General features: G+C 72.8%; 16 protein-coding genes. 6 read left to right on the forward strand and 10 right to left on the reverse strand.

Features of this window, described 5'->3' with window-relative positions:
• The first annotated feature begins 101 nt into the window (after positions 1-101).
• Positions 102-1733 (forward strand): methyl-accepting chemotaxis protein, encoded by a 1632-nt coding sequence (locus tag BJ971_RS26230; RefSeq protein ID WP_184995862.1) that lies wholly within the window; start codon positions 102-104, stop codon positions 1731-1733.
• 365 nt (positions 1734-2098) lie between these two features.
• Positions 2099-2680, forward strand: a complete 582-nt coding sequence (locus BJ971_RS26235; protein ID WP_184995863.1) for a hypothetical protein — start codon at positions 2099-2101, stop codon at positions 2678-2680.
• Positions 2681-2803: 123 nt separating this feature from the next.
• Here BJ971_RS26235 and BJ971_RS26240 read toward each other — a convergent pair whose 3' ends face one another.
• The 3 genes from BJ971_RS26240 to BJ971_RS26250 form a co-directional block, all read right to left on the reverse strand.
• A complete protein-coding gene (locus BJ971_RS26240) occupies positions 2804-4288 on the reverse strand; it encodes a histidine kinase N-terminal 7TM domain-containing diguanylate cyclase (protein WP_184995864.1) in 1485 nt (494 codons plus the stop codon).
• Positions 4289-4456: 168 nt separating this feature from the next.
• Positions 4457-5656: a CU044_5270 family protein gene (locus tag BJ971_RS26245; protein ID WP_184995865.1), complete on the reverse strand. Its 1200-nt coding sequence runs from the start codon at positions 5654-5656 to the stop codon at positions 4457-4459.
• Positions 5649-6248, reverse strand: a complete 600-nt coding sequence (locus tag BJ971_RS26250; RefSeq protein ID WP_184995866.1) for an RNA polymerase sigma factor — start codon at positions 6246-6248, stop codon at positions 5649-5651. Before BJ971_RS26250 ends, BJ971_RS26245 begins: the two co-directional genes overlap by 8 nt.
• 163 nt (positions 6249-6411) lie before the next feature.
• On the opposite strand from BJ971_RS26250, the gene BJ971_RS26255 reads away from it, so the two are divergent.
• On the forward strand, positions 6412-6954 hold the full coding sequence (locus BJ971_RS26255; protein WP_184995867.1) for a PAS domain-containing protein: 543 nt from the start codon (positions 6412-6414) through the stop codon (positions 6952-6954).
• Entirely contained in the window at positions 6951-7865 is a 915-nt protein-coding gene (locus tag BJ971_RS26260; RefSeq protein WP_184995868.1) for a methyl-accepting chemotaxis protein, read from the forward strand. The genes BJ971_RS26255 and BJ971_RS26260 overlap by 4 nt, the downstream gene beginning before the upstream one ends.
• Before the next feature lie 10 nt (positions 7866-7875).
• Here BJ971_RS26260 and BJ971_RS26265 read toward each other — a convergent pair whose 3' ends face one another.
• On the reverse strand, positions 7876-8319 hold the full coding sequence (locus BJ971_RS26265) for a MarR family winged helix-turn-helix transcriptional regulator (RefSeq protein WP_184995869.1): 444 nt from the start codon (positions 8317-8319) through the stop codon (positions 7876-7878).
• 95 nt (positions 8320-8414) lie between these two features.
• On the opposite strand from BJ971_RS26265, the gene BJ971_RS26270 reads away from it, so the two are divergent.
• Positions 8415-8630, forward strand: a complete 216-nt coding sequence (locus BJ971_RS26270) for a hypothetical protein (RefSeq protein WP_184995870.1) — start codon at positions 8415-8417, stop codon at positions 8628-8630.
• Here the strand turns inward: BJ971_RS26270 and BJ971_RS26275 are convergent.
• The 3 genes from BJ971_RS26275 to BJ971_RS26285 are packed head-to-tail and all read right to left on the reverse strand — an operon-like array spanning position 8627 to position 12431.
• Complete coding sequence (locus BJ971_RS26275) at positions 8627-9190, reverse strand: hypothetical protein (RefSeq protein ID WP_184995871.1); 564 nt, start codon at positions 9188-9190, stop codon at positions 8627-8629. The genes BJ971_RS26270 and BJ971_RS26275 overlap by 4 nt on opposite strands.
• A gap of 40 nt (positions 9191-9230) precedes the next feature.
• Positions 9231-10040 carry a ThuA domain-containing protein gene (locus tag BJ971_RS26280; protein ID WP_184995872.1) on the reverse strand — a complete coding sequence of 270 codons (810 nt, stop codon included), beginning with the start codon at positions 10038-10040 and terminating at the stop codon, positions 9231-9233.
• A 48-nt stretch (positions 10041-10088) separates the two neighbouring features.
• On the reverse strand, positions 10089-12431 hold the full coding sequence (locus BJ971_RS26285; RefSeq protein WP_184995873.1) for an SDR family NAD(P)-dependent oxidoreductase: 2343 nt from the start codon (positions 12429-12431) through the stop codon (positions 10089-10091).
• Between the two features lie 91 nt (positions 12432-12522).
• Between BJ971_RS26285 and BJ971_RS26290 the strand changes: the two genes are divergently transcribed.
• The gene (locus tag BJ971_RS26290) at positions 12523-13188 is read left to right on the forward strand and encodes a Type 1 glutamine amidotransferase-like domain-containing protein (RefSeq protein ID WP_184995874.1); all 666 of its coding nucleotides are present in this window, start codon (positions 12523-12525) and stop codon (positions 13186-13188) included.
• Positions 13189-13191: 3 nt separating this feature from the next.
• Here the strand turns inward: BJ971_RS26290 and BJ971_RS26295 are convergent, their stop codons facing one another.
• The 3 genes from BJ971_RS26295 to BJ971_RS26305 form a co-directional block, all read right to left on the reverse strand.
• Entirely contained in the window at positions 13192-14154 is a 963-nt protein-coding gene (locus BJ971_RS26295) for a hypothetical protein (RefSeq protein WP_184995875.1), read from the reverse strand.
• Positions 14043-15290, reverse strand: a complete 1248-nt coding sequence (locus BJ971_RS26300) for a hypothetical protein (protein ID WP_184995876.1) — start codon at positions 15288-15290, stop codon at positions 14043-14045. Before BJ971_RS26300 ends, BJ971_RS26295 begins: the two co-directional genes overlap by 112 nt.
• 151 nt (positions 15291-15441) lie before the next feature.
• Positions 15442-18612 (reverse strand): ThuA domain-containing protein, encoded by a 3171-nt coding sequence (locus BJ971_RS26305; RefSeq protein WP_184995877.1) that lies wholly within the window; start codon positions 18610-18612, stop codon positions 15442-15444.
• Positions 18613-18621 lie beyond the last annotated feature (9 nt).

Here is an 18621-nt window from a genome sequence, read left to right on the forward strand (position 1 = left end):
GGAAATTTCGGCTCAGCGCCCCCGACGCCCGGCCGATCTGTCTCACAACGTGGCGCACGCCACATCCGGCCGGTGGTCGGCACACGAACGCGGGGGTGTTCATGAGCAAGTCGGACGAGGCACGCGGGATCCGCAGTCATCAGTGGATGCGGCTGGTGACCGATCGCAAGGTCGGCACCAAGATCGGGATGGCCGTCGGCGCGATGGCGGTGGCGGCCGTCGGAGTGGCCGCCGCCTCGCTGACCAACATGAGCGCGATGCAGAGCCAGTCCGACTACATGTACGGCCAGACGCTGGTGCCGATCACCGACCTGGCCCGCGCGCAGCACGCGGCCGATTTCATGCAGAGCAACCTGCTCAACGCGGCGGCCTCGACCGACCTCGCACAGGTGCGCGGGTTCCTGCAGGAGAGCAAGGCGCAGGACGCGGTCTTCGACCAGTCGTTCGCGGCGTACACCAGCACGGACATGACCGGCCGGGAGAAGTCGGTCACCCAGGTCGAGCAGGCCGTCGCTGCCATCCGGAAGCTGCGCGACGCCAAGCTCGCCCCGGCCGCCGAGCGCGACGACCGGGAGGAGTTCGCCCGCGTACGCGACAAGGAGGCCGAGCCGGTCTTCGCCGCCCTCAACGGCGGGATGGAGGATCTCATCACGACCGAGACCGCCGCCGCGCGCAGCCGCAACGACGAGTCGCGCGCCACCTACGACAGCGCCCGGATCATGGTGATCCTGTTCGTCGTCCTCGGCATCGTGCTGGCCGGCGCCGCCAGCTGGCTGATCGCCCGCGGAATCACCGGCCCGCTGTCGCGGTGCGTGTCCGTGCTCAAGCGGGTACAGGGCGGGGATCTCACCCAGCGGACCGGGCTCACCGGCCGCGACGAGGTGGCGCAGCTGGCCACGGCGCTTGACGCGTCGACGGGGTCGACGGCGACGATGGTGCGCGAGGTGACCGAGAACGCCACGCAGGTGGCGGCGGCCGCGGAGGAGTTGTCCGCGGTGTCGACGCAGCTGTCGGCGGCGTCGGAGGAGACGTCGGCGCAGGCCGGGACGGTCTCGGCGGCGGCTGACCGGGTGTCGGGCAACGTGCAGACCGTGGCGGCGGGTGCTGAGCAGATGTCGGCGTCCATCGGCGAGATCGCGGGCAACGCGGGCGAGGCGGCGAAGGTGGCCACCGAGGCGGCGGAGGCCGCCACCCGGACGAACGGGATCGTGGCGCAGCTGGGGCAGTCCTCGGCGCAGATCTCCGGCGTGGTGCAGCTGATCACCTCGATCGCGGAGCAGACGAACCTGCTGGCGCTGAACGCGACGATCGAGGCGGCGCGCGCCGGCGAGCACGGCAAGGGCTTCGCGGTGGTCGCGACCGAGGTGAAGGACCTGGCGCAGGAGACGGCCCGGGCCACCGGCGACATCGCGTCGCGGATCTCGGCGATCCAGGAGGAGACGGGGCAGGCCATCACGGCGATCGGGGAGATCGCGGAGGTGACGGGCCGGATCAACGACTACGCGTCGACGATCGCGGCGGCGGTGGAGGAGCAGACCGCGACGACGAGCGAGATGGTGCGCAACGTGGCGCAGGCGGCGTCGGGCACCGGAGAGATCGCCGGGAACATCGCGGGCGTCGCGTCGGCGGCGGACTCGGCGGCGTCGGGCGCGTCGGAGACGCAGGCGACGGCGAACAGCCTGGCGGCGATGGCGACCGAGCTTCAGCAGCTGGTCTCCACCTACCGGACGTAGGCGTCACACCCACCGGTGGCCGGTCCGCAATGGACCGGCCACCGGCCGGTGGACGCGGCCCGGGCGGGTGCTCTGCCATGCTCGTTCCATGAGGTTCCGCCGGTGGCGCGAGGCGGTCGCCCGGGACACCGGCACGGCGACCGCGACCGGTGGCGCGATCGCGAACAGCGGCGTCATCGAGGCGCTGACCGTCCACCTGGGTACGTCCGCGCGGTCGGCGTACCGCGAGCAGGTCGGCCGGATCGCGCCGCCCGACCTGGTCGGGCGCGACGCCGAGCTCGCCGAGCTGGCGGCCTTCTGCGCGGCGGGCGAGGCCGGGCCCGCCTACATCGGCGATGGCGACGGCCGGGCGGGCGGACGAGGCGATGCGACTCGTCCGGGAGATCGTCGAGCTGCCGCCTCACTTCGCGAAGAAGTGGGCCGAGTGGGTCCTGGTCTCGTGCACCCGGGTGCCCCTGTCGGCGATCACCGGCGATCTCCTGGCCGCCATGCTCGCTGAGGCACTCGCCGACGGTCGCGAGTTCGCCATGGCCGAGCGGGTAGCGGAGACCATCGCGTGGCCGGAGGTGCGGGCGTCCGCCTGGACCGCGGTGGCCGCGGCCCTGGCCCGTGCGGGCCACGTCGAGGCCAGCAGCCGGGCGATCGACCAGGCGGCCGCCGCGGCCCGGGCGACACCGCCGACGGTCGAACACGCTTTTGAGTTCGTCCTGGTCGGGGGCGCCCTCATCGCCGCCGGTCAGGACGAGGAGACCCGGCGGCTCCTCGCGACAGCATCGGAGGCCGCCGCGACCGTGAGGGACGACCGGGATCGGCAGAACTGGCAGAAATGCTCGCGGACCCGGCCGCCGCCGACCGGATGGCGCCCGTCGTGGGGACCGCCGGGGACGAGGAAGGCACCGAGTTCCGGGTCGGTGCCCTGCTCGGCGGCGGCGACATCGACGGCGTGATCAGGGCCGCCGATTCGCTCCTCCAGCCGTACTGGCGCGGGTGACGCCGAGGGGCACGGTCCCGGCTCGGCGGCCAACTCCGGCGTGCGGCAGGAACCGGGGGACGGCGATTGACCGCCGGGGTCAGCCCGTGACGGACAGCGTGTGCTCGGCGGTGAGGACCCGGTCGCGGCCCGCCCGCTTGGCCCGGTACAGCGCCTCGTCGGCGAGGCTCAGCAGGTCCTCGGGGCTGCCGCCGGCGGTCAGCTGCGCGACGCCGGCGCTGAACGTGACGTGCAGCGTGCCGAGCGGCGTGTCGACCGCCCGGGCGGCGCACTGCCGGCGCCACAGGTCGGCGCGCTCGGCGGCGGCGTGCGCGGGAACACCCGGCAGGATGACGACGAACTCCTCGCCGCCGTAGCGGGCCACCATGTCGCACTCCCGGACCGAGCCGGCCAGCTGCCGGGCCAGGTCGACGAGCACCTGGTCGCCGACCGCGTGCCCGTACCGGTCGTTGACGGCCTTGAAGTGGTCCACGTCGATCATCACGACCGACAGCGGGTGGCCGTCGGCGGCGACAGCGGCCTGCGCCTCCAGCACCGTGGTCAGGTGCCGCCGGTTGTACACCCCGGTAAGGCCGTCGCGCACGGCCTGCTCGGTCAGCTCGGCGCGGAGCCGCTCCAGCTCCGTGATGTCCCGCGCCACCACGACGGTGCCGGTGCTGCTGCCGTCGGCGGCCGCCATCTTGACGACCCGGAAGTCGTACACGTTGCCCGAGGCGCCGTAGATGGTGGTCTGGCCCGCGTCGGCGACCGCGGCGGGGAAGTGTGTGCCGGCGACCTCCAGCCACTGCCTGCCGATCACGGCGCCGCCCGCCGGGTTCACGGCGGCGAGCAGCTTGGCGGCCGCCGGGTTGACGTCGAGGAACCGGCCGTGGGGGTCCAGCACCATCACGGCGTCGCTGAGCGCCGAGATGACCTGCGCGTATTTGACCGGTACCGGTTCGGAGTTCACGCCGGAGCGCTCGGTCCACCACCAGACGACGCCGGTGACCAGGAACAGCACCGGGGCCAGGTCGAGACCCCGCATGTCCACGTGGAGGAACACCGTCACCAGGTTGCCCGCCGTCGGCGCGATCGCGCCGACCAGGAACCACCGGTACACCCGCCGCTGGCCGCGGACCGCCCGGCGCATCGCCCGGATCACCAGCACCGTGCCGGCCATCATCATGGCGTAGCTGTACAGGACGTGCGCCCAGTACGCCGGGCCGGGCTGCCCGGTGATCCCCAGGTTGCCGAATTCGGCGTGCCGGTAGAACAGGTGATGCCACGGATCGGTGGCGACGACGGCCACGAGCAGCAACGGCTGGATCAGCAGGAGCGCGGGCCGCGACGGCCGGTGCCCCGAGGAGATCGAGGTGTGCAGGAAGAAGCCGACGATGACCGTCGCCACGCCGGGAAAGACCGCATAGTTGACGGCGATCGCCAGCCCGGGGGTCGGCGCCGCGAGGGCGCAGGCATCGGCCAGCGCCCAGACGGCCCCGCCGCCCATGACGAGGCTGAGCGGAAAGGCCAAGGGCGTCTCGAACCGCCGCCGGTACGTCATTGCGGCGTAGAACACAGCGATCAAGCCCGCGACGGTGTAAACAGCGACCATTGCAAGCCGCATCTTCCACCCCTTCCCCACTGTTGGCACCAGCACGGATCGGTGCGGCCGTGGGCAAACTGAGCAGTCGCCTGGGAGATCACCCCCGCCGGGCGCGGGAGCGACGGCTCCCGCGCCCGGCGAACGGCCCGCTCAGCAGGTGGCGGGCTCCAGCGCGTCCTCCGGAAGTGCCCTGGTGGTCGCCGGCGGCGCGTCGTCGGTCCACCCGGTCGCCAGGACGGCCTCGTAGTCGAACACCGCGCCGGCCGGCACCCACGCCAGGTAGTCGGCCGGGCGGAGCACCCGGGTCTCCCACGCCAGCGGCCGTCCCGACTCCGGGTCGAAGATCAGGCGGACCTCCCGCGCCCCGCCGGTGTCGGCCTGCCGCACGCCCGGCGTCTCCTCGTTCGTGACGAGCGTCACGGCGGTGCCCGGCCGGCCCTTCGGGTCGGTCACCGTGCCGAGATCGCGCAGGCCGGGCAGGTCGGCCAGCAACCGGTACGCGGCCGCCCGGACCGCCGGGGTGCCGGGCGCCTGGTACAGCAGGTTGATCATGGAGTCGAAGACGCCCTTCGACAGCTCGGCGGCGGTCAGGTTCGGGCTGCCACGGCGCAGCGAGCCGACAAGCCACGCCTGGAGCCGGACGGGGTCCGCCGGCAGATCCCGCGCCTGCGCCGCGGTGAGGTAGCCCCCGCCGATCAGGAACGTGCTCGCACCCGGCTTGCCCACCACCGTGCGGGTCGCCCCGGCGCCGGCGGTGTAGCGGCCGGAGGTGGTCGGGCACGACTCGTCGATCGGCCAGCTCGACGGCGAGCCGGCCCGCCGCCACGCGGCCCGGTCGGTGTCCGAGGCGGGCGCGCCGCCGGCCCACTGCTGGAGATACACGGCACGGTCGTCGCGGCGGACCGCGTGCCAGGTCGTCTCCTCGGTGCGGCCCATGATCGCGTACCGGTTGCCGGCGCCGCCCACCTGGAGCAGGGTCCCCGACTCGACCCGGGAGACCCAGTAGCGGCCGGCGGCCGGGCCGTCGCCCGACGTGCGGTCCGCGGCGGCGAGCAGGAGGTTCCGTAGCCGCTGCGGCGGGCGCGGCCCCGCGTCGGCGATGTCGACGTCGCCGCCGGGCGGCGCGCCCGGGCCGCCCCACGACACCGTCAGCACCATGAGCAGGGCGACGGCCGCGGCCATCGCCGGGATCAGGCCCCAGCCGAGCAGCCGGTTGCGCCGCCGCGGCGCGGCCGCGGCCGGCCGCTCGGCGTTCATCAGGTCGAACAGCCGGTCACGGGCGGCCGCCGTCGTCTCGGCGGTCGGCGGCGTCGCCGGCCGCGCGGTGGCCAGCAGGTCGAGCTCATCCATGGCGGGCGGTCCTCTCGGTCGGTCGGGTCGGGTCGATGCCGTCCAGCGCGGCGCGGATCTTGCGGCGGGCCCGGTGCAGGCGCGAGCCGACCGTCCCGACCGGTACGCCGAGGGCGGCGGCGGTCTCCTCGTGCGACAGCTCGCCCCACACCACCAGCAGCAGCGCGTCCCGGTCCCGCGCGGGCAGGCCGGCGAGGGCCGCGACGATGCGGGTACGGGCGGCGGCGGCCGCGACCCGGTCGGTCGTCTGCTCCTCGTGCATCGGGTCGGCGGGCGGGTGCGCGGCCGCCCGTGCGTACGCCAGGTAGCCCCGCGCCTCCTCGCGCCGCCGCGCCCGGATGAGGTTCGTCGCGATGCCGTACAGCCACGCGCGGACCGATCCGCGCGCCGGATCGAACCGGTCACGCTGCCGGAACGCGATCAGGAACGTCTCGGCCGCCACGTCGTCACCGCCCGCGCCGTCGAGCCGGCGGGACGCGTACCCGTGCAGGCCGGCGAAATAGCGTTCGAACAGTTCGGCGAAGCAGTCCGGATCCGCCCGTGACCGCAGCAGGACGGCGACGTCGTCCTCGCTGATCGTTTGTCCACCCATCGTTGCCTCTCGTAGCCCGGTGTCCCTCCTGATTGCCGAACGCCGATGTTGATCTTCACGGCCGGCACTTAGCAACCGTCGTGCCACCGGGATCAACTCAGCCCGTGAGCGCCACGCGCGATCTGGAGGTTGTCAAGTCGTAACCACTATGTGGGAGCTGCAAATGAGAACGGTCGCAACGCGGTTGACCGGTGAAACACGTACCTTCGGCGAACACGAGCTGATCGTGACGAAGACCGATCTCAAGGGCCGCCTCACGTACACCAACGACGTGTTCCTGCGCATCTCGGTCTACGAGGAGCACGAGGTGATCGGCCAGCCGCACAACGTGATCCGGCACCCCGACATGCCGAAGGTGATCTTCAAGCTGCTGTGGGACACCCTCGCGGCGGGCCAGGAGATCTTCGCGTACGTGGTGAACCTCGCCAGCGACGGCGTCGCCTACTGGGTCCTCGCGCACGTCACGCCCTCCTTCGACGCCGACGGCCGGATCGTGGGCTACCACTCCTCGCGGCGGCTGCCGGAGCCACGCGCGGTCGAGGCCGCCGCGGCGCTCTACGCGCGGCTGCGCGCCGAGGAGCAGCGCGTCGGCGGGCAGGCCGGCCTGACCGCCTCCTGGCGGATGCTCCAGGACATGCTCGCCGAGCGTGGCCAGACCTACGACGAGTTCGTATGGGAACTCACCAACGAGGGAACGAGCTCATGAGCCGCGACAAGTCCGGCGTAGCCGGGGAACAGCAGGCGCTGGCCGTACTGGCCGAGATCGCGGCGCGGGCCGCCGACGGTGACCTCGAGGCGCGGGTACCGCACCTCGGCGACACCCCGCAGGCGGCCGACGCCCGCCGGGAGATCAACCGCCTGATGGACGTGACCGACGCCTTCGTGCGTGAGTCCGGCGCGGCGCTGACCGCCTCCGCCGAGGGACGGTTCCACCGCCGGTTCCTGCCCCGCGGCATGCCCGGCGCGTACGCCAACAGCGTCGCCACCATCAACACCGCGGTGGACGGGATGCACGCCGGCGCGCGGCGCCTCGGCGACGCCGCCACCGCCCGCCTCGCGCTCGCCGACGAGCTCGAATCGGCCGTGCTGACCGTCAGCGAACAGGTCGCCACCGCCGCCACCGAGATGGGCGCCTCCGCACACGGACTGTCGGAGTTCGCCATGGGCGCGGTCCACGACGCCGAACGCGGACGCGTCACCGTCGGCTCGCTTCAGCAGGCCTCCGACCAGATCCGCCGCGCGGTGCAGCTGATCACCCGGGTCGCGGCGCAGACCAAGCTGCTGGCGCTGAACGCCACCATCGAGGCCGCCCGCGCCGGCGAGGCCGGGCTCGGCTTCAACGTGGTGGCCAACGAGGTCAAGACCCTGGCCGGCGAGACCGCCACCGCGTCGGAGGACATCGTCGAGCAGGTCACCGCCGTGCAGTCCGCCGCCGGCGACGCGGTGAACGTCCTCGAGGCGGTCACCGCCAACCTCCAGGAGATGCACAACCTGGTAAGCGGCATCACCGCCGCCGTCGACGGCGGTGGCCGCAGCGACAGCGCCGGGCTGTCCCAGCTCGCCGAGATGCTGCGCACCGAGGTGCACCGCTTCGTCGTCACCGTTCGGCAGTCCTGACGTCACCGCACTACTGGACGCTCGCGATCACCCGTGTCAAGGCCGCGTGGAGATCGCGAAGGTCCTCGAGGGGTAGCCCCAGGCGTTCCACCACCGCCGGTGGGATCGCCTCGGCCCGCTCGCGCAGCGCCTGCCCGGCGGGGGTGAGCGTGACGGCGAGGCTGCGTTCGTCGCCCGGGTCGCGTTCCCGCCTCAGATAGCCGGCCGCCTCGAGCCGCTTGAGCAGCGGCGACAGCGTTCCGGGATCGAGCTGGAGCAGCTCGCTGATCCGGCGCACCGAGAGCGGGGCGTGCTGCCACAGGGCCAGCATCACCAGGTACTGCGGGTGGGTCAGCCCCATCGGCTCGAGAAGCGGGCGGTAGACCGCCACGACGCTTCGCGCCGCTACGGACAGCGCGAAGCAGACCTGCTGCTCCAGCGCGAGCGGGTCCGCGGTGTCGGCCGTGTCACTCATCGCGTACTTCCTTCGGCGAACCGGACTATAGTTGGGGCACAAACCATTGGTGCGCCAAGATTCTATGCCGGGATGCGGCAGAGAGGTAGCCGGTCATGGCAGAGAACAAGCGCGGTCGCTTCGGACGCTTGTGGCATGACACCTTCCACGACTGGTTCTTCCGCTCCTTGATCGGCCCCGCGCAGACCAGCAACGCGGTTCACGGCGCCGACCGCTTCGCCCGCGAGCAGTGGAAGCGCGACCTCGCAGAGCGCAAGCGCTTCACCCGGGAGCAGCGCGAGCGCGCCCGCCAGAGGCCGCGGACGAACTAGCCGGCGCAACCCGCACGCGCGCTCTCGATCCACGGCGCGGCGTCGAGGGCCACCTGGGAGAGTTTCCGGGCCTGGTCGTCCACCGTCTCCACACTGACGGAGGCGACGAGAGCCTCGGTCTCGTCCGCGACGCAGTTCCACTCGACCACCACGTCGACGGGAAACGCCGTACCCGCCGCGACCTGGCGTTCCTTCTCGGGACTGCGCAAGGTGACGCCCGGCTGGTCGACGCGGAGGGCAAGGACGTTCACCGGTTCCGGCCCGGCGTTGACGACCGTCACCTGTGCTTCGATGCGTACCTGCCGCGGCTCGGTGTGCACCGTCATCACGCCGGGCTCCGCGAAGAGCAGCACCGAGACCGCGGACCTCGCGGCCTGATCCGCCTGCTCCACCGACGCCGCCATCGGCTGATACCACCAGACGTACGTCGCGACGCCGCCGAGTAGCCCGCCGGCCAGAAACGCCCCCACCACGACCAGGACCAGCGCCCGGCGCCGTCCACCTTTCGAGATCCCGCTCCGCGGCGTCCGGTACTGAGGCGGCTGGTCCAGATCGATCACGGGCGCAGCGTACCCATCGACGGCCACCTACGCCGTCCTGTCAGTCCTCCCGGCCACAGTGGAACGGTGCCACGCCGGCCGCCATCCGGATGCCGCCGAGGAGATGGGCGAGCAGCAGCGGCTCGGCGTAGTACTCGGCCTTGTGCCCCATCGCGGTGTAGAAGGCGCGGCCACCGTCGTACGGCTGGCACCAGGAGATCGGGTGGTGCCGGCCCATCCCGGGCGAGCCGCCGGGCTCGCTGTAGCCGCGCGGGTCGTAGGTCCGCTCGTCCACCTCGGCGAGGACCCGGACGGTGTCCCGCGGGTTGGTGCGGAAGTTGTACCACTCCTCCTCCCGCTGCCAGCGCCGCGGCAGCGGCCGGGTGGCGGCGGTGGAGCGGTCGAGGACCTTCACCGTGGCGACCTGGAACTGGGCGTTCACCGAGCCCGGGTGGTCGCGGAAGTACGCGCCGACGAGCCCGCCGTACCAGGCCCAGTCGTACTCGGTGTCGGAGGCGGCGTGGATGCCCACGTAGCCGCCGCCGGCGCGGATGTAGCGCTCGAAGGCGGCCTGCTGCGCGTCGTTCAGCACGTCACCGGTGGTGCTGAGCCAGATCACGACGTCGTAGCGGGCCAGGTTCGCGGAGGTGAACGCCGCGGCGTCCTCGGTCGCGTCGACCGTGAAGTGGTTGCGGGCGCCGAGCTGCCGGATCGCGGCGACCCCGGCCGGGATCGAGTCGTGCCGGAACGCCGCGGTCTTCGAGAAGACCAGCGCGCTGAACCGGGGATGTGCGGATGCGCCCGACCCGGCCGGCACGGCGAGCCCCACCCCCACGAGCACCGCCACCACGAACCTGACAATGAGCTTCATGACCCCTCCTCGGCGTCTGCGCGCGTGTACCGGGTCTGCAATCGAAGCCTATGACTTCGTGCCGGAACCGTCACCCGTTTCGGAACCGTTTCGGACCGGCTTTCCGGTCGCCGTGCGGCGCAGGGCCGCGACGACGGTGATGTCGCGTGGCCGCTCGGCCGGGGACAGCCGCGTCTCCAGCCACCGTCGCAACTGGCCGGCGGTCAGCGAACGACCGGGGTGTACCTCGACGGTGGCACGCAGCCGCCGTCCGAACTCCGCGTCCGCGACCGGCTCCACCAGCGCATCGGCCACATCGGGGTGACCGGTGATGGTCGCCTCCACCGGGCCCGGGTACACGTTCTCGCCGCCCGAGACGATCATGTCGTCGAGCCGCCCGTCGACGAACAGCCGGCCGGCCGGATCGACGTGGCCGAGGTCCCCGGTACCGAGCCACCGCCCGTCCGGGTGCCAGCCCCGGACCTGGATCTCCCCGATCCGGCCCGGCGGCAGCGGCGTACCGTCCGGTTCGGCGACCCGGACCCGCACCCCGCGCGGTGCGCGGCCGACCGTGCCGGGAGCCGCCCGCAGGTCCGCCGGTGTCGCCATCGCCGCCCAGCCGGCCTCCGAGGTCGCGTACATGTTGAAGGTCCGGTCCCCGAAGCGCTCACGCAGCCGCTCGCACAGGTCGGCGGTCAGCGGCGCGGCGCCGCTGACCACGCCGCGCAGCGAGTCGACCGCCGGCCACCGCGAGGCGGGCAGGTCGCAGATCCGGCGCAGCTGGATCGGCAGCGCGAACAGCAGGCCGGCGCGGTGCTCGGCGACCGCGCCCAGGATCCCGGCGGCGTCGCCGCCCGGCACCAGGACCACCGGGGCGCCCAGGACGAGCCCGGCGCAGAGATAGGTCAGGCCGTACCCGTGGTGCGGCGGGGTCGCCAGGACGATGGGCTCGCCGGGGCGCACCGGTGTCAGCCGCAGGTGGGTGGTCGCCGGGCCGAGCAGCATGCGCACCGGCAGCGGGCGGGACACGCCGCGCGGTATCCCGGTGGTGCCGGAGGTCAGCACGGACATGCTCCCGGTGCGCGGCGGCCGGCGCCGTTCGACAGCGGGACCCCCGGCGAGCAGCTCCGGCCAGGAGACCGACGGCAGGCCGGCGCGGGCCCCGCCCGGCTCGTGCACCAGGGCGACGGCCCGTTCCCGGCGGAGCACCTCGGCGGCGCGGTCGCCGGGCAGGCCGGGCGGCAGCAGGACCACGTCGACGCCCAGCCGGCCCAGTCCGACCGCCGCCGCCACGAAGCCCCGGTGGCCGGCGCAGGCCAGCCCGACCCGGTCGCCGGCCCGCACGCCGAGCCCGGCGGCCGCGGCCGCCGCGCAGGCGTCGGCCATCGCGTCCAGCTCCGGGTAGCTGACCGGCCCGTCCGCGTCCACCAGGGCGAGCCCGTCGGCCGGCCCTGCGGCGAGCGCCACGTCGAGGCTGCGCCCGCCCCGGCGACCGGCGCGCAGCAGCCGCGCCAGCCGGCCGGGGCGCAGCAGACCGGCCGCCGCCAGCACCCGCACTGGCTCGACGGCGTCGATCGCCCGCACGCCCGCGGCGAGCGCCCGCTCCACGGTGCGGGGCAGCGCCGCCGCCACGACCGCGCCGGCCCGGGCCCACCACGGCCACCACGACCGGCGGTGTGCCACCGAGCGGCACACGATCTCCGCCGCCTCGGCCGCCGACATCGCCGGAACCCGCCGATAGTGCGGCGTCGGCGCGCTCATCCGGGTACGCACCAGGTTGAGGTACACCGTGCTGACCGTCACGCGGCCGCGGCGCAGCTCGACGGCGGCGCAGCGCAGCCACGCGTCGAACGCCGCCTTGGAGGCGAGGTAGGCCGACCAGTTCGGCGTCCTCATGGACAGCCCGGCCGTGGAGACGTTGACGACGTGCCCGCCGCCGGCCGCCCGCATCGCCGGCAGCAGCGCCAGCAGCAACTGGACCGGCCCCGCGTAGTTCACGCTCATCGTGCGCTGGATGTCGTGGAACCGGTCGGCGGTGTCGGCGACCGAGCGCCGGATAGACCGGCCGGCGTTGCTCACCACCACGTCGATCCGGCGGTACCGCGCCACCAGGTCCGCGGCCAGCGCGGCGGCCGCGTCCGGGGAGGACAGATCCGCCGGGTGCACGAACGCGCGCCCGCCCGCCGCCACGATCTCCTCGCGCACCCGCTCGAGCCGTTCGACGGTGCGCGCCACCAGCAGCACGGTGGCGCCGGCCGCGCCGAGCCGGCGGGCCGTCGCCGCGCCGATCCCCTCGGAGGCGCCGGTGACCAGCACGGTCTTCCCGGCCACGGCCGCACGCAGCCGCCGCTCCCGCGGCCCGCGCCCGGTGATCCCCGCCGCGATCCGCGCCCACTTCCACCTGTGATCCACCGCGCCATTGTGTGGTGCGACCGCCCGCCGCGTGACCCGCTGGACCTCTACGATGGGTCCCCGGCCCGGTCCGCGAGAACTCGGGGGCATCGTGAAGCTCTTGCTCACCTCAGGCGGCGTCACCAACCCGAGCATCCACTCGGCGCTCGTGGAGCTGCTCGGCAAGCCGATCGCCGAGTGCCACGCCCTCTGCGTCCCGACGGCACAGTGGGGTCACCCGATGTGCGGTCCGGCATCGGTGCGGGGTTTCATCGCCGCCGAGCCCAAAGCCGACTGGCGGTACCTGTCCGGCCTGGGCTGGGCGTCGCTCGGTGTCCTCGAGCTCACCGCCCTTCCCACCATCGGCGCGCGGCGCTGGGTTCCCTGGGTCAGCGAAGCCGATGTGCTGCTGGTCGACGGCGGCGACGCGACATACCTGTGCCACTGGATGCGGGAGTCCGGGCTGGCCGACCTGCTGCCGACGCTGGCCGACAAGGTCTGGGTGGGCGTGAGCGCCGGAAGCATGGTGATGACGCCCCGGATCGGGGATTACTTCGTCGAGTGGCCGTCCGCGCCGGACGACCGCACCCTGGGAGTCGTCGACTTCTCGATCTTCCCGCACCTGGACGCCTTCCCCACGAACACCCTGGCCGACGTGCAACGGTGGGCCGCCGACATCGGCGGGCCGGCCTACGCCATCGACGAGCAGACGGCCATCAAGGTCGTCGGCGGCTCCGTCGAGGTGATCTCCGAAGGGCACTGGACGAAGTTCGGGTGATCCTCAGTGGCAGAGGATCTCCGGGTGGTCGGGGCCGAAGTAGTAGACCGGCCAGTCGCAGTCCTCGGCGTCGATCCGGGTCAGGCTCAGGCGGTCGTGCCACTCCAGGGTGAACTCGATGTCGCGGTACGGCAGCGCCCCGTCGGCGTCGCGCGGGTTGGTGGCGTAGACCTTGACCTTGTCGCTGGTGGTGCCGAGGGTCGCGCCGTCCAGGTCGAAGACCGGATGGTCGCGGCCGTCGACCACGTCGAGCAGGCGGGGGTCGCGGCTGTCCGAGGCACCGTCGAACGCGTAGAGCAGCGCGGCGGACGCCGACCTGCGGCATTTCGCCCCGACGAAGACGTCGTCCTGGCCGTCGCCGTTGATGTCCTGGCTGCGCGGCGGGAAGTCCTCGGCCAGCGCCACCTCGGAGGTGTCCTGGTCCGAACTGCAGTCGGTCAGATGGCGCCGGACGATCGCGAGCCAGTCGATCGTCTCCGCGGCGTCACCGACCGTCGACGGGTCGGTCCAGGTGCCGTCCGAGGCTACGTAGCCGGGAATCCCGTCCGGCGCGGCGTCCAACCGGAAGGACATCTCGTCCGGTTTCGGCTCGCGGTCGAACAGGAGGGTCGCGGCCATCGGCTGGGTGTAGCGTGCGACGATCCGGCGGTCCGGGCTCTGCCTGAACCGGCCGTTGTCGTCGATGGTGTCGTTCAGGATCGTCACCCAGGCGGGGTCGCCGGGGTCGCGCGTCTCGACGTTCACCGGCTGCGGCCCGCGGGACCTGACGCGCAGGTAGTAGGGGCCCTGGTCGCCCTCGCGATCCAGGGCGATCCGGATCGGCAGCGCCCACCGGCCCGCCGGGAAACCCCCGGTCAGCTTCGTGGCGGGCCAGACCGGTTCGATGGTCGCGGTCGTCGCACCGGCCGGCTCCTCGTCCGGGGTCGCCAGGCGCCGGGCCGGTACGAAGAAGAAACGGGCCGGCACCAGTCGACGGGCTCGGCCGGTTCGTCGGTCGTCCAGCCGACGCAGGCGGTCTGCCGGGAGCCCTCCGGGATCTGCGGCCTGCCGTCCGAGAAGTCGTCGAACGGGCACCGGCACGCGACCCGGTTCGCCACCCACCGAGCGGCCGCCTTGCTCGTACCGGTGATCAAGGGATTCTTGGGCAGCGGAATCCCGACCGGTCGCGGATCGGAGAACCAGGACCAATGCACGTGTACGCAGTCGGAGCACCCGGCGTTCACCGGCGACGGCAGTCCGACGCCGTGCCGGCTGCTCTGGTGGTAGTTCTCCCAGCCCGCACCGGGCACCTCACCACCGCCGATGACCTTCCTCGCCCCGCCGCGAAGCAGATGACCGCCGGCGCCGCTGAGGGTGTCCGGTTCAAGGTCGATGTCGCTCAGCGACTTCACCTTGATCCCCGAGGGGAACTTGACGACGTCCCTGATCAGCTCCGCTCCCCCGCCGCTGCCCTGCAGGATGCCGTCGTCCGGGTCCCAGGCGAACCGCTGCACCACCGACACCGACCGGATCTTCTTGCCGTCGGCGGGCGACGCCGCCCAGCGCGTGGTCGGCCAGAAGCGCTTGCATCTCGACTTGAGTGTGGGCTCGCACCGGTCGTCCAGCGCGTTGGAGAAGCGGTACTGCTGCTCGAAGAGCACCGTGACATCCCCGCCGACCGTCACCGCGTAGGTGGCGGTCACCGCCTCGTCGCCCTCGACCGGGGAACAGTCGACGGCGCCGCGCAACCGGCTGGCCACGCTGCCGTCCGGCTGGGGCCGGGGCGTCGGGGTCAGGAAGGCGATGTGCTGCGTCCCGTCGGCGGTGCGGATCCTGACATAGGCCACTCCGGCCGCGTCGGCCATCCGCCGCGGGCCGAGCCGGAGGTCGGTCAGTACCAGCCCGGACGACCGGCTGGAGACCGCCCGGTAGGTCCAGCGGTCGGTCGCCGGCTCACTCGCCGGTCCCGACCGGACGCAGACCGGGTCCCCGGCGCGGGACTCGGCGCCGAGCCGGAAGACCGGATCGTCGGCCGCCGTGAGCCGGTAGCCGGCGTCGTCGCCGCCAACGGACAGCCCGGCGGCCAGGACCGGCACGACGGCGAGCAGGCGCAGGCTGGGCATGGTCTCCCCTCCGGCGGCAGGCACCGGGCCCGCCCCAGCCAGCATCGCTGGCGCCGGAGGGGAAGCACAGCGGAGGTTCGGCCTACCCGGTACGGGTGACCATCGACGGGTACGGGCGGGGCCGGTTCGGCGGCCGGCCCCGCCCGCCGCTTCAGGGTGTCGCGCCGAACTCGACCCAGTTCAGGTTGAACAGGTTGTTGGCGGGACCACCGGTGACGGACCTGAAGACGAAGTAGAGCTCCTGCTGACCGGCCGCCGCGCTGACCGGGAACGTCTGGCTCGACCAGTACGCGTTGCCCGCGGTCGCGAGCACCGGCAGGGTGGTCACCAGCTCGCCGGTCGGCGAGCCGAGCCGGACCTCGACGCTCGCCCGCTGCTGACCGGCCGTGGCCGCCGAGCCGCCCGCGGTCCGCAGGGTCAGCGAACCGGTCCCGCCCAGGTCGATCGGCCGGAGCGCGATGTAGTCGCCGTTGTCCACGGCCGTCAGGTGCTCGCCGCCGTCGGCGTCGTTCGTGGTCGCGACCGCCACGGCCCGCTTGACCTGGGCGTTCTCCACCTGTTGCCGCCAGGTCTGCACGGTGGCCTGCCCGGTCGCCGAGAGCCCGCCGAGATCGGTGTAGGTGGCGCTGACGCCCAGGAACAGGTACCCGCCGGCGTGGTCGGCCCCGTCCGCCGGGCTGGGCAGCGTGCCGGTGCAGCCGGTCGTCGAGTTGATGCCGTGCCCGTGCTCGTCATGGCCGATGACCAGCGACACCTGGACCCGGGAGCAGTCGACCGTGCCGTCCTCGGGGTCGGTGACCCGGACCGTGAAGCCGATGGTGTCGCCCCAGTCGAAGAACGACCCGTTGGCCGGCGTGACGACCTCGACCACCGGCGCGGTGTTGCCCACGGTGATGGTGCGGGTGGCCACGGCCGTACGCCCGGTGCTGTCGGTGACCGTCAGCCGCGCGCTGTACGTGCCGTTCGAGGTGTAGGTGTACGACGGGTCGGCCGCCGTGGAGTCGACGGTGCCGTCCCCGGTGAAGTCCCAGGCCAGCGAGATCGTGTCGCCGGGGTCGGGATCGGCCGTGCCGGTGCTGGCGAACTGGACCGTCAGCGGCGCCGGCCCGGAGGTCGGTGTCGCCGAGGCCCGGGCCACCGGCGAGCGGCCGTCCTTGACGTAGCGCACGGTCGACAGCTGCGCCTCCGGGTTGGCGCGGAAGAACCCGTTGCCGTACTCGAGCACGTAGAGCTGGCCGTCGGGGCCGAACTCCATGTCCATCGGGTTGGCCCAGGTGAATCCGGTGAGCAGCGGCTCGATGGAGAGCAGCCGGTCTCGGCCGTCTGTGCGGAAGGCGAACAGCCGGTTGCGGGTGAACTCGCCGAAGACCACGGTGTCGTCGTAGTACTCCGGGAATTTCATCTCGTTGCGCAGGCGGGCGTCGTAGTCGTACGTCGGGCCGCCCATCGGCCCGACGCCGCCGGTGCCGAGCACCGGCCAGTCGAAGCCGCACGCCACCGGCGGGGTCACGAGGTACGCCGACGGGCACGGGGTTACGGCGTTGAACGTGTACGCGAGCTGCGGGTCACGCACCGCCGGAAGCTCGCGCAGCCCGGTGTTGCGCGGCGACTCGTTGACCGGCGCCGCGCAGTTGAACGGCGCCCCGGATGTACGGGTGACGAAGTCGAAGTCGACGTAGGGAAGCTCCGGCGAGTAGCAGTACGGCCAGCCGTAGTTGCCGGGCCTGTCGGTGGCGATCCACCGGCCGGTGCCCTCGGGGCCACGGGTCGCGCTGGGCACCCGCGAGTCGGGCGAGTAGTCACCCACGTACACGAAACCGCTCCTGCTCACGTCGAAGCGGAACGGGTTGCGCACACCCATCAGGAAGATCTCGGGCCGGGTCAGGGGTCTACCGGGCCGGAAGAGGTTGCCGGACGGGATGCTGTACTTCCCGTCGCCGCGAACCTTGATGCGCAGCACCTTGCCGCGCAGGTCGTTGGTGTTGGCCGCGGAGCGCTGCGCGTCGTAGGCCGGCCCCTGCGTCGACGACTCGTTGATGGGCGTGTAGCCGTCCGAACCGCCGGCGTTGGTGTCGTCGCCGGTGACCAGGTACAGCAGGCCCCTGCCGTCGAACTTGACCTCGCCGCCGACGTGGCAGCAGTTGCCGCGGTCCACGGGTACCCGAAGGATCTGCTGCTCGGTGCCCAGGTCGAGGTGCGGCGCGGGTGTCTCGACGAGCTTGACCCGCGAGAGCTGGTTGTATCCCTTGAACTTGTCCCAGACGGTGGGGTCGGTGCTGGTCACCGGCGCGTCGCCCTCGTTGACCGTCGGCGTGGCCGGGTCGTCGACCGGCGTGTTCAGCCTGGGGGCGTAATAGAGGTAGACCCACCGGTTGCGTGCGAAGTTCGGGTCGACGGTCACCGATTGCAGGCCGTCCTCGTCGTGTGCGTAGACGGGCACCTCGGCGATGGCCGGGCTCAGGCCGGTCGCGGGGTCGTAGAGCCGCACCTCACCGGCGCGGGTGTTGTGCAGCACCCGCCCGTCGGGCAGCACGGCGAGGGTCATGGGCTCGCCCGGCTCGTCGTTGAGGGTGACCTTCTCGTAGTTGGTCTGCACGGTGGCGCCGCAGTCGCCGGCGACCTGCCCGGACGCCCATTGGATGCCGCCGAGCAGGTGCTTCTTGAAGGACCCGTTCGCGTACGTGTCGGTCGAGTGCCCGAGGCCGGTGTACCAGGACCGTCCGCCCTGGAAGTCCTTGCACCAGGAGAGCGGGTGATCGGTGGTGGCCAGCACGTGCGAGACGCCGCGGACGTCGGCGTCGAACGTGTACCACTGCTCGGTGAGGGAGATCGTGCGCGGCACCGAGGCGGTCGAGGGGTGCACCCGGTCGGTCATGGTGACGGTGCCGGCGCTGACCGCGGACGCGCCGGTCGCGGCGGCGCCGAGGAGACCGCGGTAGAAGGTCCAGCCCGGCTCGGTCTCGGCCGCGGCGTGCACGCCGACGAAGCCGCCGCCGCCCTGCACGTACGCCTCGAACGCGGCCTGCTGGGCGTCGTCGAGGACCTCGCCGGTGGTGTTGAGGAAGACGACCGCGCCGTACCTGGCCAGGTTGGCCGCGGTGAAGGCCGCCGAGTCGGCGCTGACCGACACGCCGAAGCCGTGCCGGCGGCCGAGGTCGCGGATGGTGCGGACACCCTTGTCGATGGAGTCGTGGCGCTCGCCGGCGGTCTCGGTGAACACCAGCACGTCGTGGTGTTCATGACCCGGGTGCGCGTATGCCGCATTTTCCGTACTTATCAGGATGATGGCGGTCGCGAAGACGGCCAGCAGTCGTCGGTGCATTGTTGTCCC

Source organism: Amorphoplanes digitatis (genome assembly GCF_014205335.1).
GTDB lineage: Bacteria > Actinomycetota > Actinomycetes > Mycobacteriales > Micromonosporaceae > Actinoplanes > Actinoplanes digitatus.